Here is a 16,510-nt window from a genome sequence, read left to right on the forward strand (position 1 = left end):
GTTTAACTGCTTATCAGGAGTTTATGCCTTTGGCGTGAACGCCGTATTCTTCACTTTTCTGCTGAATATACTGGTTGCGTTCGGTGTCCAGCTTTTCAATGCCCAGCTTCTTTAACTGATCAATCAGTTCATCGTACAGCTGGTTAAATTCATCATCCGTTTTGGCCATCACAATCTTGGCAATCTGTGCTTCTTTATAAGCCTTGATCTGTGTTTCAATATTGGCGTTATCGCTGTTCGCAGGGAAGAGATCGGCTGGCAGCGACAGTGCGGAGCTGTCGTAAATTTGAGTCTGCTTATCCTTGCCGTAGGCTGCCTGAACCTTATTGGCCGTCACGGCTTCTTTATCCGTTTCCTCAGTCGGAGGCTGCTGTACCGAATAGGAGAAGGTGGTGTGATGGAATGGCCAGATCGCGCTGACAGCGGTATTCATATAATCTGCAGCGTCCTTCAGCCCTTTTTCGGTTTTGACAAGCAAGCCTTTGTCGTCCAGGGTGTAATGCTCGCCTTCAAAGCCGTAGATATGCAGCATCATCCCTTCCTTGCTGGTCATATAGCTAAGCCATTTAGCCAGCTTCTCCGGGTATTTGGTGTCTTTGGAGATCAGGGTTTTCATCCAGCCGCCGCCGGCGCGCTTGCTCTTTTCCAGAGTGGGGATTTTGCCGCTGGAGGACAGGATCGGCCCTTGGGATTGCCAGTAATCGTTAAGCTGGAATGAAGTGTTGGCAGTATTACCGATAAAGGTGAAGACCCGTCCTGAGGCAACATCGGCTTTGACGGCGGCGTTGTCAACGGTCATCTGCCCCGGTTCAAAGTAACCGCTGCGCATGGACTGGTTCAGGAAGGACAAGGCATCTTTGGTTTCAGGGGCAAGCAGCAGATCCCTGTAGGTTCCGTCTTTGTCGACAACCATTGCACCGAAGGTGTCCTGGAGGAACCTTAGCGTGCTGTCCTGATAACCTTTGCCGTCAACCAGCAGCGGAATTACCGGTGCGCCGTCCACTTTGAGATTTTTGGCCTTATCATATGCAGCCAGCAGTCCTTCCTCCGTGCGGATATCCTCAAGCGTCATGCCGATCTGTTCCAGAATCTTGCTGTTGACCATTATGCCGAGATTGGAGGCGTAATCCACCAGGTCAACGTAGAATTCCCCGGAAGGCGGGTAGACGCTGCGTGCATCTGCGGAGTTAATATGGCTCGGGTAGGAATAGAAGCCGCCGTCACGCTCTTCGATAACTTCTTTTACGTCAGTAGGAAAGTCTTTAAGAATGTGAGATTCAGGATCGTATTTGGTCAAAAATTCCTCCAGATCCCATACCTTGCCCGATTGAATCAGCTTCTTGACCATCACGTCATTCGTCACTGTCAGAACGTCAGGGAAATCCTTGCCCGATACGAGCATCAGATTCAGCTTCGTATCACCGTCCTGGGCCGGAATGTTAAATTCAAAGCTCAATCCGGTTTTTTCCGAAATGGCGCCCTGCACCGACTTCGGGTCCGTGTTCCAGGTAGCCGGCGGATTCCAGAAATCAATGCTGGAGAACCATATAGCCTGATCCAGCTTCCCGCTTTGCTCTCCGGCGGTATCCGGTGACGGTGATGCGGCATTGCCCGCGTTGCCTGCAGTGCCGTTAGAAGAACCGGAACTGCCGCATGCTGTAACCAGAAGGGATAAGGCCAATAAACCGCTTAATGCCAGTGGCTTCATTCTTTTCATTTCTCTTTGAACCTCCCCGTTTGTTGTAATGAGGCATAAGACAATTCTTATGCTAAACGTTCAGCCGTCCAGGGCATAGGGCTGGAGTTTGCAGTTTTGGTGTTTTGTTCACGGACTGAATCCGCTTTCACAGTTTGCGGTACTTGCTTGGCGTTACACCGAAATGTTTTTTGAACAGCTTGTTGAAATGGAAATAATCCTTGTAGCCGATGCGCTGCACGATTTCCTGGATCGACAGCTCCGGGTCTGCGAGCAGCTGGCGGGCCAGCTGCAGACGCTTGGCAGCCACATAGTCTGAATACGTAGAGCCTGTTTCCCTTTTGACCAGGGCACTTGCATACCCGATGCTGAGTTTGAAGTTCCGGGCTACCTCGCTCAGCAGCAGATCTTCGGTAAAGCTGTCATCAATATAATCCAGCACCCGCTTGGCAAGTCCGCTCGGATTAACAGCCGCTTCTCCGGAGGCATTTTCGAAACCGGCGGCAAGGCGGGCAAACAATTCTTCAGAGGTGCAGTGCTGGCGGGCGATATTTTCATAGGTTAATAGCTCAGGACCCGAGTTCCAGGAAGTTTCATAGTATTTGTAATACAGGCTGACAACCTGATTGTAGACAAAAGCCACCTGATCGGCTGGCAGCAGATGAGCCCGGCAAATGGATGCAATAAACGCGATATCAGAGGCAATCTCGTCATGGCTTCGTTCCTTGACCGACACCTCCAGTCTAAGCAGTGTTTTGCGCAGATCTGCAGGAGTCTGTATCAGCTTGTAGCGCATCACAGGCTCTGTCCGGTAAAAGGCTGAGCTGTGCAGTGCGATGTCGGCCTCCTGATGAAGGCGCGAGAGAGGGGAATCCAGCAGACCCAGGCTGCTGATGCCGGTCCATTCCGCAACTTGCAGATGCTCTGAAATGTAAGTCAGCAAATCAAGAGGATGGTTATCCTCGTCATAATTGATAAGAATGGACAGCTTATTGTGTCCTGTACGCATGCGGAGCTCCTGAAGCTGTCCGGCGGCAGCAGGGCTGGTGAGGGCCGGCCAGTCAGAGTAGGCTTCCGGAAACAGGCAGTTGATGAAACGGAAGTGGGGGAAGCTGGCCGGTATCCGCCTGTTCAGAGTGAATTCTGCGATGCTCACACTGTTATCCGGATCAAGCAGCTCGAACAGGTCATCCAGGAAAAGATCCAGACTGCTGTCGGGCTGCTTCCTGGCATCCAGATATTCCCCTACCCGAACAGCCGCATCCTCCAGCTGGTCCTGCTCCACCTGCTTGAGCAGATAATCAAAGGCGCCGTGGCGGATTGCCTGCTGGGCATAGCTGAAATCCGCATACCCGCTGATCAGCACAACCTGAGTCGGCAGTCCGCTTTTTTTAATATTTTCAAGCAGTTCAAGGCCATCCAGTCCGGGCATGCGGATATCTGAAATAACCAGTTCAGGCTGTTCCTGCATCACCTGCTGCCATGCACTGGCTCCGTCATAGGCTTCACCGATAATCCGGAAGCCGAGATGTTCCCAGTCGATCAGCTGGGATATGCCATAGGCAACCCAAGGTTCATCATCGACGATTAATACTTTTCTCATGTTAGTCGGCCTCCGTCTCCCCTAAGGGAATTTGAATGGGAAAATCCAGCGTCACAACTGTACCTTGTACAGGTCCGGCCTCAATCTTAAGCGAAGCCTGCCCGCCGTAAAACAGCTTGAGCCGACGGAAGCTGTTAGCGAGGCCGATCCCTGAGCTCTGCAGTCCTGTACGGTGGTCGCCTGTAAGCTCAGCCTGCAGCAAAAAAGCATGGAGCTGCTCCAGCTTGTCCTTCCGGATTCCGATCCCGTCATCTGCAACGACAGCCCGGATGGAGTCTGGATGAACGCTGTGCAGCGTAACGGTCACTGTCCCGGGTCCGACTTTACGTTCCAGCCCGTGGAAGACAGCGTTTTCAACCAGCGGCTGAAGCAGCAGCTTCAGTGTCCTCACCTCGGTTAAGGATTCTTCCACCTCAAAGCGGATCGTGATTCTACCTCTGAAACGAAAGTCAATGATACGGGCATATTCCTGCATATGGGCTATCTCTTCACGGATGGTAACAAAGTTATCCCCTTTAACAGAATACCGGAACAGCCTCGATAAGGAGGAGGTGATTTCAGCGATGTCGCCTACCTTGTGGTAAAGGGATAAAGCCCGGATACTTTCCAGTGTATTGTACAAAAAATGGGGATTGATCTGATTCCGGTAAGCGGTGATCTCCATTTGCTTGCGGTCCAGCTCGGATTCGTACATTTTCCGCTGGGCATTCTGCACATCATTTCCCAGCTGTACAATGGAATCCAGCATATGATTGATGCTTGTGCCCAGCACGCCAATTTCATTATGGTAGCTGCTATGGAACCTGGCTTGTCCGCCGCTCCGCGTATACGAATTTACGAAATCCAGCAGGGCGCGTACGGGCCGCAGCAGCTGGAAATAGAAGAGCAGCATAAACAGCAGGAACACCAGAGAAATTACGGCATAGGCCACAATGTTCAGCCGTTTGACCAGATCCAGCTCGGACAGAAGCTCGGCACGGGGGATGTCACTGACAATTTTCCAGCCGTTGGCCAGTGTCCTGCTCAGCACAATATAGGTTTTGCCGGAGCTGTGCTGATCCACATCTGCAAGCATGCGGGGATCAGGACCGTCAGAGCCTGTTATGATACGGTCCTGCTCATCGGTCAGGAACAGGCGCGAATGCTCGGTCAGCTTCGACTTGCTTAGGACGGAAGTGAAATTCTTAACATCCATATAAAATACACACATGCCGCGGTAGTCCTTAAGCACCCGGTTATTCTGCAAATTGTACACAGGTACCGAAATGGTATAAAAGGTTCTGCCGGCCTGATCGGAGGTGCCCAGCTCATACTTAATTTCATCTACCGATCTTTGCTGCACCGGAGCAAAGGGTTTGCCGACACTGGTAGCGAGCTCCCCTTCCCGGTCATAGAGCTGGATCCCCATCACCTCTTCCTTCAGAGCCAGTGTGCTGGAGAACTCGGCAACGATCTCCGGATTCATCAATATCTTCGTGAGCGGATCATTGCTGCTTAAATAGTTTTGCAGGATCGTGCTGTAGAGCAGAGAGTAAGAGATACCGTCCATATCCTTGAAAAAGTTGGCAAGTGTCTCCTCCACCTGCAGCACGATTTTGTCAGCCGAGTCCGCGACCTTCTTCTCTACTGTGCGCTCCGCTATTTTATTGGACACAGCAAACGATACAAGCACGATAATAAACGTCACTCCGATTAGATAGACCAGCTGCCTGAATAAGCCTACATTGTGAAATAGATTGCGCATAGGTTCCTCCCCGGCGATTCTTGCCCATATCATAACGTAAGGCGGGAGCCAGCGGAAGAGAAGAGATGGATAAGACAGCAGGATCCGCCTATCTATTTTATAAAAACGTTAATTAATTTGTATCCCTTTTAAGAGAAATTGATTATATTCTATTTAAGAACAATACACCCGAGGGATGATTATGTACAAATTAATGATTGTCGATGATGAATTATTAATGCGTGTGGGCATACGTTCAATGATTGATTGGGAAGAGCACGGGTTTCAGGTGGTGGGAGAAGCGGGGAACGGCAAGGAAGGGCTGGAAATGGCCCTGGCGACCTCGCCAGACCTGATTATTACCGATATCAAAATGCCTGTGATGGACGGCCTGCAGTTTATACGGGAGCTCTCTCTTAACTTAAAGGCCTGCAAATATGTCATCCTGAGCAATTTTGATGAGTTCGCTTATGTGAAGGAAGCGCTGAAGCTGGGTGCAGCAGATTACCTGATCAAAAGTGAGATCTCACCAGCCTCTTTAACAGATCTTCTTGCCGTAATCCGCGATAAGCTGCAGACAGAGCACGAGAGCCAGGGGAGTGTCCGCAAGCTGCCGTATAACGTTACGCGGGGACTGGGGCACCTGAAGGAGGACTATTTCAAGGACTTGATCAGCGGGTTCATCAGTGAGCAGGCTGCAAGGGCAAGAGCGGAGGAGCTTGAGATCAGGGTCAGGGGCAGCGGTCTGACGGTGCTGATCTTTAAAGTGAATCATTTTGATAGAGTGAAGAAGAAATATGTGGAGAAGGATGAAAAGCTGCTCAGGTTCTCGATTCTTAACATTATTGAAGAGGTTATTCCTGCAAAATGGGACAGGGAGGTTATCCTGGGCGATTCATCCGAATATCTGGTCTTTGTGAACACACTTATTGGTAGCGGTTCCATACGCGGTGATATCGGGCGGCTGTGCGATAAGATCATTCTTTCGATAAAAGATTTTATGAATCTTGAGCTTACTGCAGGAGTAAGTACAGTCGTTGCCTGCTATAAATCGATCAAGACAGCCTATGAGGAGGCTGAGCTGGCTCTCGGTTACCGTTTTTTTGACAGCACCAAGAACGTGTTGTTCTATGAAGACGTGGCTAAATTACCTTCCCGTGAACCGGTTATAACTTTAATCAGCCCTGACGAAGAGCATGAATTTGCGGCCGTCTGGGAGAGTAAGGATGAACGGCAGGCGGCAGAATTATTGGCCGGATTCCGTTCCAGGCTTGCTGAATTACAGGCTGATGAGCATAGCATCCGGGAAAAGTATATTTTACTGATGGAGCAGATGCACACTCATTTTCCGCTCGCTGCCAAACGGCTGCGCCCTTCACCGGTAGAAAGATCGCCTTATGAAGCCATCTTGAGAGGGGAGAATTGGGGCGATATTCATCAGGGTGTACTCGATTACATGAAATACTGCTTTGAAGTGGACTCCAGTATGATGCGCGAACGCACGTATACAGAGATGGCTGTAGATATTATTAACAAATATTATGCGGAGGATATTTCGCTGCAGAGTGTGGCAGGCCAAATCAACGTTAACCCGTCGTATCTGAGCCGGATTTTCAAGCAGGAGCAGGGAGAGAATTTCATCTCTTTTTTAACCAGGGTCAGGATTGAAAGGGCTAAAGCGTATTTAAAGGGAGGCAAGCTGAAGGTTTATGAAATCGCTGACAAGGTTGGTTATCACAATCACACCTATTTCAGCAAGATATTCAAAAAAATCGTAGGTGTCTCTCCTGAGGACTACCGGGAATAACACCAATTCTGCTTATGAGGTCTGGAGAGGTGCATATGCGGGGACGATATCCGGTTCGGATAAAGACCAAAATTATGATTATTTGCCTGACGGTAATTATTCTGCCTGTGTTTGTCATGACCATCAATTCGTACCGGTCCTCTGAAAGATTATTGGAGCATAACTATAGAAATCTGCTGAAGGATCTTGCAAAGCAAACGAATATAAGAATTGATGAATTTTTGAAGGATGTCGAAAAAATCACATTGCTGGCCGGCATCGGGCTAAGCAGTACCCTATCCGCGACAATGGAGGGCAGCTATCCGATCCAGGATTATCTGCGGTTTGGCGGCGAGCAGAACGAGAACTCAGCCTATAACATTCTGATGAATTACATCATGATGAAAGACCGTGTATTCTCCATTTATCTCTACAATTTAAACGGCGGAGCCGACCTGTTCGTCAGCCCCAATCAGCCGATTAACTATGATTTCAAAGTCGCTAACGAGCTGTGGTTCAAGAAATTTATGCATACCAAGGACAGGACGATCACCTTAACTACCCGGATCGATGAGCAGCTGCAAAATAAAGTGCTGGCGGTCTCCCATGCGCGAAAAATATACGACGGGACAACCGGCAAGCTGCTTGGCGTCATTGTCGTCAGTATCGATATCCGGTTTATCGAGATTGTGAACAGCAATCTGCAGGAGGCGCTGCGCTCCAGGTTCATGATTGTCGATGCTGACGATAAAATTGTGTACAACCCCGATGACCGGCTGATCGGCACCTTATTCAGGGATAATGTCCGTCCGGATGAAATTAAGAATATTGTGGTGACTAATCCGCTCAGCCAGCAGGAATGGACCACCTATTTGTATATGCCCATGGATGAATTAACTGATGAAGGCGAAATTCTGGGACGCAATCTGATTACCTTGGCTATCGTAATGTCCTTGTTTGCCCTTATTATTTCCGTCTTTCTGTCCAATGTGATTACCCGGCCCATCAAAAAGCTTATGAACAATATCCGTTTTGTTGAAAAAGGGCAATTCGAGCGAGTCGAGGATATCGGCTCCAGAGATGAATTCGGGCATTTGTCGGGCCGTTTCATTAAAATGTCCTACGAATTAAAGCAGCTGATCGAACGGGTTCAGCAGGAGGAAAGCGAAAAGGCTGCAGCTGAGATCAAAGCGCTGCACTCTCAGATTAACCCTCACTTTCTGTATAACACGCTGGGCTCGGTCAAATGGATTGCCTCCATGCAGAAAGCGGACAAAATCGTCGATATGACGGAAGCTTTGATCTCCATGCTCCGTTATGCTACGAGATTGGACGGAACGCTGGTATCCGTCCGCGAAGAGCTGGATAATGTCATGAACTACATCACGATCCAGAATGTCAGATATTATCATTCGATTCAGACAGTATATGAGATTGAAGAGACGCTGCTGGATTACCGGATTCCCAAGATGATTATGCAGCCCATTATTGAAAACGCAATCTTCCATGGTTTTGCGGAGCTCGAAGAAGAGGGGATGATCACCGTAACCATTGGGTCCAGCGGCAATGATCTGATGATTACAATCCGTGACAACGGCAGCGGTATGGATCAGGCGATGGTACAGGAGCTGACGGAGAGCTGGACGGCCACTCAAGGCGGAGCGAAAGGAATCGGGCTGTATAATGTCCAGCGCCGCATCCAGCTTCATTTTGGCGCAGGCTACGGAATAAAGGCTGAGAGCCGCCTGGGGGAAGGAACAGTCTTTTATATTCTGCTGCCGGGTATTCCCGGATAGTCAGACAAATAAGCAGAGGTGTCATTCTCCGCCGGGGGAGAGTGCGCCTCTGCTGTTTTTTTCGGATGATGGCTGCTGCCCGTAACTTGATCCTAACCTTTGACACTTCCGAGCACCAGGCCCTTGGTGAAATACTTCTGTAAAAATGGATATACCAACAGAATAGGGATGGCGCCAAGAAACATCTGGGCGGCACGGCCGGTTCTCGCATTCATCATGGATAACAGCTGGGTATAATCCGTACCCGACTTCAGCATAATCTGCTCAAAGCTCTGCAGGAGGGTCTGCAGGTAGCTTTGCAGCGGATAATTGTCAGGGTTGTTCATATAGATAATGCCGTCAAACCAGGAGTTCCAGTGGCCGACAATACTGAACAGGCCGACAGTGGCCAAGGCCGGCTTCAACAAGGGAAGCAGAATGCGGGTCAGGATCTGCATCGGCCCTGCGCCGTCTATAATGGCTGATTCTTCGATCTCCTCGGGAAGGCCGCGGATAAAATTCATCAGGATAATCATACTGAACACCGGGAGGGCGCCGGGGAGAATAAGCGACCAGATGGAGTTGATCAGTCCCATTTTCACTACAACAAGATAGGTTGGGATTAACCCGCCGTTAAACAGGATTGTGATGATAAAAAAAGTCATATAGAGATTGCGGCCCGTCAGCTTCTGGGCAGACTTGGAGAGCGGATATGCGGTCAGCACCATCAGGATGATATTGATCAGGGTGCCGAGCACCACCCGTTTGACGGAAATCCACAGGGAGCTGAAGAACTCACCGCCGGTCAAGGCGAACTCATAGGCTTTGGTTGTGAATTCGACCGGCCAGAATGCCACATTGCCGGCTGATACTGCTGCACTGCTGCTGAAGGATACGGCCAGCAGGTTAATAAACGGCAGGATGCAGAGCAGGGAGGTTGCGATCAGTATGGTGTAATTCAGGATATGGAACAGGCGTCTGCCCAGGCTGTTGTCTTGAATCATAAGAGGCCTCCTCAGAAAATGCGGTAATTGGCTACTTTGTAGGCCAGAATATAGGATACACCTACCAGAATGCAGGAGATTATGGATTTGAACAGGCCTACAGCCGCGCTGATGGAATACTGTGCCTGCTGAATACCCAGACGGTATACATAGGTGTCGATAATGTCCCCTGTCTGATAGACAACCGGTGAATAAAGGTTGAAGATCTGGTCGAAGCCGGCATTCAGTACGTTGCCGAGTGCCAGTACAGACATTAGTACAATCGTCGGCATCAGTAAAGGCAGGGTGATGTAGAGCGTCTGCTTCCATCGCTTGGCTCCGTCGATGACCGCCGCTTCATATAATCCGGGATCAATACTGGTCAGGGCAGCCAGATAGACAACTGTGCCGAACCCGAAGCCTTTCCAGATATCACTCACAATCATCGTCCATGGAAAGATGGACGGATTGCCCAGAAAAGGGACGGGGTTAACGCCGAAGATGGCCAGGAAGTTGTTGACAATGCCGTCTGCGCTTAGGATATCTAGCAGGATGCCGGCCATAATGACCCAAGACAGAAAGTTCGGAATGTAGACAAGGGTCTGAAACGTGCGCTTGATACTGCTTCTGGCCACCTCGTTCAGCAGCAGTGCAAAGATAACAGGCATTACAATGCCCCCGATAATCTTGAAGGCGGACATGTAAAGCGTATTCCAGATCGTCCGTACAAAGTTAGGCTGATTAAAGACATGCTGGAAGTTGTCCCAGCCCACCCACGGGGAGCTGAATCCAAGGCCGGGATTGTATTTCTGAAAGGCGATGACCAGCCCGTAGAAAGGGATATAGCAGAAGATAAATACAAGAACAATACTCGGAAGCAGCATCAGGTGAAAGGGGCCCTGCTGTTTTAATTTTTTGAGCATTCGAAATCCTCCGTTTCAATCGATCTTCACGCATACATAACACAGGGGGGCGAGCTTTCTCGTCCCCCTGTCACCGGAACCTTTACTTTCCGTATGCTGCGTTAACGGCTTCAGCGGCTGCATCTCCGCCGGCTGTCCGCCAGTTCTGGACTACAGTATCGAAGTAATCGATGCTTTCAGTGCCCATGATGATTTTCGTGAAGCCTTCGGTCAGGATGTCGTCCAGTGTTGTACCGAAGCTTGCGAGTGCTTCTGGACTGGCTCCCCACAAGGCGGTCTTGATGTAATTTCCGCTGTCGAGAACTTTTTTGGACAAGCCGTAGGCGGTCTTGGGAGCACCCTGCTGCAGATAATCGCCTGTGGCACCCGGTGTGGCATTGTTAATGAAATCGACACTATTGTTATATTTTTGCCACATGCCCGCAGTGGTCAGGCCGCTGGTATCCTTGGACTGCAGAGCTGCAGAGACTGCTTCGAACTGCTCATAGTCGGAGTTTGGATTCAGCACCCGGAAAGCCCCAACTACATGCGCCATATCATTGTCCAGAAGAGCGGACAAGGTTTCCTCGGATTCTTTGCCGACGCCTTCATCTACGATGTAGGCATAGTCGTTAAGCAGCTTAATTGCGGCTTCCGGATGTTTGAATCCCTTCTTGATAACGGTATAGCTACCGTTAGCGAAGAAGATGGACTGCTTGGCTTCTTTACCGTCGGTTGTCGGAATGAGATACGGATAGAAGATGGCATCCTTGCCCAGATTGGAGATTGTATCTACCCCCGGGTTGTAGCCCCACCACTGATAGTAAGGCTGCATGCCGACCTTGCCGGCTACCACATCAGCATTCATCGCACTGAAATCCTTGATGGCAAATTCCGGATCAATAATCCCCAGCTTGAACCATTCCGCCCAATCGGTCAGGGCAGCCTTCATTTCAGGCTGGATCGAGCCGTAGGTCAGTTTGCCGTCACTGCCTTCAATCCACATATCAGGATGTGCATTCCAGGCAATGGCCAGCAGATTGAGATAGTCGAGCGTCTGATCTACTGCTATACCGTAGCCGCCATGCTTCTCCATGAATGTAAGTGCGATGTCCTTCAGATCGGCAACGGATTGCGGGTCGCTGATTCCCAGCTCTTCCTTCCAGTCATTGCGGATCCAGATGTAATCCGGCTGGTCGATGAGTCCCCAGTGCAGCTGCGGAATGCCGTACAGCTTGCCGTCCTTTTTGCCTGATTCAAAGCTGTCTGCATCAGCCTCCATGTAACCCTTCAGGCGGTCGGAGGCATAACCCTCAAAGACGGTTGTTAAATCCATGATCATATCTGCTTCAATTAACTGCTGCAACTGAGAGGCATTTACGTGAAATACATCGGGAAGATCATTGGAGGAAATCGCCAGATTGAGCTTGGTATCGTACTCATCGCTGACCCAGTCCGTTACGACACTGATGTTGTATTTTTCTTTGTAGCGTCCGATCCAGACGTTATTGGTAATATCATCGCCCTCCGGATATTTTGCGGAAGCGTATTCAGAAGTTACCGTGTGAATGGTTACCGGTTCCTTGAAGGCGCTAAAGGAAGGATCGGAAGGGTCAACCTCAATGGAGCCGGCTGCTTCATTGTTGCCGGCTGCTTCTCCCGACGGGCTATTGCTTTCATTGCCGCTGCCGCTGCATGCCGCCAGTACAAAGACCATACAAAATGTCAGGATCACAACTGTAAATTTCTTGACCATACATCTACCCCCATTAATCTTGTAGTTAAAGAGTAACTTGCACCACTTATTCTAAACGAGGCGGTATTGAAGCGTAATCAATTATATTGACGGGAACCCGTTACTTTTTTGACTTGATGCTGCTGAAACGGTTGTATAGTGCACTTATTTTACAGATTCGTTTTTTATTTTTTACTTTTTGCGATCAGCAGAAATACCGCGTTCAATCTGAATAGCTGCAGCAGTCCTCGTCTTAATAAGGTGGGGACTGCTTGTGGGATACAGGAAAAATCAGTAAAATGTCAAAGAGGTTATCTGAAGTATATTGTGTGAAATGCCATTAGCTGGGATGATAAAGGTTGCCTGGGGATTATGATCTGCTCTACAGAATGGATGTCAGGAGGAATAGAGTTGAGCAAATACTTGCTGAAGCTGCTTGCATATAGTCTGGTGCTGGGCATTCTGCCTACGATCATTATCGGCTTTGCCTCCTATTCTACAGCTTCAAGGGATATGGAGACGAAGGTCAAGGAAATGAATATGCAGTGGCTGGATCAGACGCAGATGCGCGTCGAGCAGATTCTCAGAACGACAGAGAAATCGGCTACCCAGTTTGCCAACTCCTCGCTTGTCAGGGAATCCATGAGCAGCCCGTTATCTTCATATAACTTTGAGGCCGTCCGCCAGCTAACCAAGGAACTGTATAACCTGCAGTCAAGTGATGCCATTATTACGCAGGCCTACCTGGTCAGCCTGGAGCAGAACTGGGCGCTGGGCCTGAATGTTATGAAGCCGCTGGATCAGCTGGATAACTATCAGGAATTTCTGGAGAATGCCAGACAGCCCAAAAGCATCTTCTGGTATACGGGGGTGTCGGCTCCCGGAACAGAAGATTTATACGAACCTGTGAAAACGATTACATTAGTGCATAAAATCCCGATTCTGCCGCGGACCAATGAACCGCAGGGACTGCTGGTCGTGAGCATTGTTTTATCGGAAATCCAGGATGTCATGCAGTTATCCTCCAACGTATCCAGCCGGAATTATATTTTGGACCGGACGGGTGCAGATATTCTGGCTGCAGGACCGGATAAGACCAGATATGAAGCGATAAACAGCGAGGTGCTTGACCGGCTGGCCTCCGATACGGAACGGCAATCAGGAATACTGAATACCCGGCTGGACGGAAAAGAAGCAGCTGTCATGTACCGTTCCTCAGGCTATAACAGCTGGACCTATATATCGGTAGTAGATATTGGAGAGATCAAAAAGGATACGCAGAAAATAGCCGGATTCACCATTCTGGTATGTCTGACTATCCTGCTGATTGTTGTTACTATAGCTCTGTATGGAAGCCGCAGAATGTATCTGCCTATCCGTAATCTGCTGAAGGTGGCGCGGACCTACGGGGATTCCGATTCAGACCCGCGCACCCCGCGCAGCCGGGATGATCTTGAATACATCAAGTCGAGTTTTCAGTCCCTTGCCGGATCACGGGACCAGCTGGAGAAGCAGATGATGGGCCAGACCAGCCATCTGAAGGAATACTTCGTATTAAAGCTGTTTACAGGACAGATCAGCGAAAACGACTATTTATTCCGCTCAGATAAATACGGCTTTCCTGAAGGCTGGAGGAGCCTCGGGGTGCTTGCCCTGCAGATTGATAATCTGCAGGAGACCCGCTGCCGGGAAGAGGACCGTGAGCTGCTGCTCTATGCGGTCAGCAATATTGCCCAGGAGGTGCTTCCTGCCTCGCTCCGTTTTCCGCCGATTACGCTGAACGGTTCTCAGGTTACGCTGATTGCTACAGATAAAGAAGACAGGGAGGCGGTTAGAAAGATTCTGTATGAGGCTGCAGAGTGTATCAAGCTAAATGCCGAGAAGGTGCTGCAGATTAAGGTGAGCATCGGGATCAGCAATCCGTATGCCCGGCTCACAGATACCGTCCATGCCTACGCGGAAAGCCTCAATGCCCTGAAGGCGCGGATCAGCCTGGGGCCGGAAATGATCATTCATTACGGCGATACCGGCAACCATGCAGCAGATAGTCATTATGAATACTCTCATCTGAAAATTCTGGAGGACCGGGTAATCTACGCCATTAAGGAAATGCAGCCGGACAGCGCTTCTGAGCTGCTGGGCCAGTATATGGACACTCTTGTCCATAAGGACCGCCCGCTGTATGAACACCAGACCATGCTGCTGCAGCTGGCTTCAGGCATTCTGAGGATCGCCCAGGAGCAGGGGATTCCGGTTAAGCAGGTGCTGGATGGGGAGAGCAGCCTGAGAACCATTTTTCAGCTGCAGACCCGGGAGGAGATTATTCACTGGTTTGAATCCAGACTGTTCAAGCCTATAATCCGGCTGCTGTCAGACAGCTCCAAAATCCAGTACGTTAAAATTGCCGACAGGCTGGTGAACCTGATTCATGAGCAGTACGATCAGGATATTACACTGGAGATGTACTCGAAGCTGCTGAGTTATCATCCGGTGTACCTGAGCCGTATTTTCAAGCGGGAGATTGGAGTCTCTTTCAGCGATTATCTGACAGACTACCGGATGAAGATGGCCAAGGAGATGCTGGAGACGACGGATATGAGGATAGCGGAAATCAGCGAGAAAATAAAATACAAAAATATCAGCTCCTTTATCCGCAGCTACAAGAAAACCTATCAGATTACCCCGGGCCAATACCGGGAGAATATGATGAATGGAGTCCAGGAATGAAAAAAAATCTCTGCCGTGGTGCAGCTATCCTGATGTTGACGGCTGTTCTTGCCGGCTGCGGACCTGTGGACGGAAGCAGCAGGATATCCTCCGGTCCGGCTCCCTTCCATCTGTCTATAGGTGCCACCCTGATCGGTGAGCTGCCGCCCAACAATAATGCAGTAGAGCAGGCAATCGAAGCTTATACGAATACCGAGCTGCAGATTGACTGGATTCCGATGTCTGCTTATGACGATAAGCTGAGGCTGATGATTGCTGCCGGCGAGCTCCCCAAGCTGGTTAAGCTGGGCTATACACCGGACTATATAAGTACGATCAAAGCCGGCCAATTCTGGGAGCTGGGCCCTCTGCTGAAGGATTATCCCCATTTATCGGTGCTTGACAGCGAATATTACAGCAATATCTCGGTGGAAGGGCGGATCTATGGCATCCCCATTGTCCGTGATCTCGGCCGGGCGACCATCCAGTACCGCAAGGACTGGTTCGATAAGCTGGGCCTGAAGGTGCCGGTTACGCTGGAGGACTGGTACACTGTCGTACGCGCCATGACCTTGGAGGACCCGGACGGAAACGGAAAGCAGGACACTTACGGCATGGTGCTGGATAAAAGATACAACCAGGATGCCAGTTCGATGCTGACCCGGATTTCCGTCTCCCAGGGCGGGCCGAACAAGTGGCTGGTGGAGGACGGGAAGTTTATCCCCGAATTCCTGACCGGGCCCTTTTATGAAACCATGCAATTATTCAGAAGACTGTACGCGGAGAAGCTGATTAATTCTGATTTTGTAGTTATCGATAATAATGAAGCGTCTAAAATATATGATTCGGGACGTGCGGGCATTCAGATTTCCGGAGGTAACGCCCAGAGCTGGATGGATAAATTAATCAAGACAGTGCCGGACGCGAAGGTGGATGTAGTCTTTCTTGCCGGACCAGCAGGCAGCCGTCTGCCGGGTGAACCGGGCAATGCCGGATTCTTCGCAGTTCCCAGGGATTCTGTAAAAACACTGGAGGAGGTCAGGCAGATCCTCGAATTTCTCGACAAGCTGTTTGAGCCTCCGATGCAGACCGTCATTACAAGAGGAATTGAAGACCGGCATTGGTCTGACCAGGGAGATTATGCCGAAATTACGGACCGCACGCTGGATCTGAGAGAGGTGAAGCCGTACAGGGATCTGCTGCCCAATCTCGCAGAGTATCAGCGCTCCATCAAGCCGGTCCGTCAGCCTGAGCTGTACCAGAAGAATCAGCAGATCGGCAAAATGAACAGGGAATATACCGTAGACAATCCGGCCCTGACACTGGAGTCGGACACCTATAGAGAAAGAGGCAAGGAGCTGGAGACTATTATTCTGGATGCCGAGACCAAATTTATAATGGGCATGATTGATGAGGAGGGCTGGCAGGCGGAGCTGGCAAAGTGGAAGGCGGCAGGCGGCATTCAAATGTGTCTTGAATACGAGCTGGCCTACAGCAGCAGGGCGGCGGAATAACCGGCGGGTTGAGATCACAGATCTCACCCGTTTTTTTTGTTTATAGACGCTTTAACCATGGTTGCCTGGAGTCAACGGTAAAGGATA

At 50.0% G+C, this 16,510-nt stretch carries 10 protein-coding genes; 4 read left to right on the forward strand and 6 right to left on the reverse strand.

All coding sequences use genetic code 11. The features are described from left to right. Nucleotides 1-13 precede the first annotated feature (13 nt). From AC4G46_RS07725 to AC4G46_RS07735, 3 genes are all read right to left on the reverse strand, one after another. Nucleotides 14-1,717, reverse strand: a complete 1,704-nt coding sequence (locus AC4G46_RS07725; RefSeq protein WP_491127412.1) for an extracellular solute-binding protein — start codon at nucleotides 1,715-1,717, stop codon at nucleotides 14-16. 127 nt (nucleotides 1,718-1,844) lie between these two features. Further along, entirely contained in the window at nucleotides 1,845-3,299 is a 1,455-nt protein-coding gene (locus tag AC4G46_RS07730; protein WP_491127413.1) for a response regulator transcription factor, read from the reverse strand. Between the two features lies 1 nt (nucleotide 3,300). After that, a complete protein-coding gene (locus tag AC4G46_RS07735) occupies nucleotides 3,301-5,043 on the reverse strand; it encodes a sensor histidine kinase (protein ID WP_491127414.1) in 1,743 nt (580 codons plus the stop codon). Between the two features lie 193 nt (nucleotides 5,044-5,236). Here AC4G46_RS07735 and AC4G46_RS07740 point away from each other — a divergent pair, with 193 nt between their 5' ends. Both AC4G46_RS07740 and AC4G46_RS07745 read left to right on the forward strand, forming a co-directional pair. Beyond that, nucleotides 5,237-6,829, forward strand: a complete 1,593-nt coding sequence (locus AC4G46_RS07740; protein WP_491127415.1) for a response regulator — start codon at nucleotides 5,237-5,239, stop codon at nucleotides 6,827-6,829. Between the two features lie 116 nt (nucleotides 6,830-6,945). Continuing rightward, complete coding sequence (locus tag AC4G46_RS07745) at nucleotides 6,946-8,604, forward strand: cache domain-containing sensor histidine kinase (protein WP_491127416.1); 1,659 nt, start codon at nucleotides 6,946-6,948, stop codon at nucleotides 8,602-8,604. A 92-nt stretch (nucleotides 8,605-8,696) separates the two neighbouring features. Here the strand turns inward: AC4G46_RS07745 and AC4G46_RS07750 are convergent, their stop codons facing one another. The 3 genes from AC4G46_RS07750 to AC4G46_RS07760 form a co-directional block, all read right to left on the reverse strand. Next, nucleotides 8,697-9,587, reverse strand: a complete 891-nt coding sequence (locus AC4G46_RS07750; RefSeq protein ID WP_491127417.1) for a carbohydrate ABC transporter permease — start codon at nucleotides 9,585-9,587, stop codon at nucleotides 8,697-8,699. A gap of 11 nt (nucleotides 9,588-9,598) precedes the next feature. Continuing rightward, nucleotides 9,599-10,489: an ABC transporter permease gene (locus AC4G46_RS07755; RefSeq protein ID WP_491127418.1), complete on the reverse strand. Its 891-nt coding sequence runs from the start codon at nucleotides 10,487-10,489 to the stop codon at nucleotides 9,599-9,601. A gap of 82 nt (nucleotides 10,490-10,571) precedes the next feature. After that, on the reverse strand, nucleotides 10,572-12,224 hold the full coding sequence (locus AC4G46_RS07760; RefSeq protein ID WP_491127419.1) for a type 2 periplasmic-binding domain-containing protein: 1,653 nt from the start codon (nucleotides 12,222-12,224) through the stop codon (nucleotides 10,572-10,574). Nucleotides 12,225-12,614: 390 nt separating this feature from the next. On the opposite strand from AC4G46_RS07760, the gene AC4G46_RS07765 reads away from it, so the two are divergent. Beyond that, nucleotides 12,615-14,930, forward strand: a complete 2,316-nt coding sequence (locus tag AC4G46_RS07765) for a helix-turn-helix domain-containing protein (RefSeq protein ID WP_491127420.1) — start codon at nucleotides 12,615-12,617, stop codon at nucleotides 14,928-14,930. Next, on the forward strand, nucleotides 14,927-16,423 hold the full coding sequence (locus AC4G46_RS07770; protein WP_491127421.1) for an extracellular solute-binding protein: 1,497 nt from the start codon (nucleotides 14,927-14,929) through the stop codon (nucleotides 16,421-16,423). Before AC4G46_RS07765 ends, AC4G46_RS07770 begins: the two co-directional genes overlap by 4 nt. The last annotated feature ends 87 nt before the right edge of the window (nucleotides 16,424-16,510 follow it).

The organism is Paenibacillus sp. fava2 (assembly GCF_058313675.1).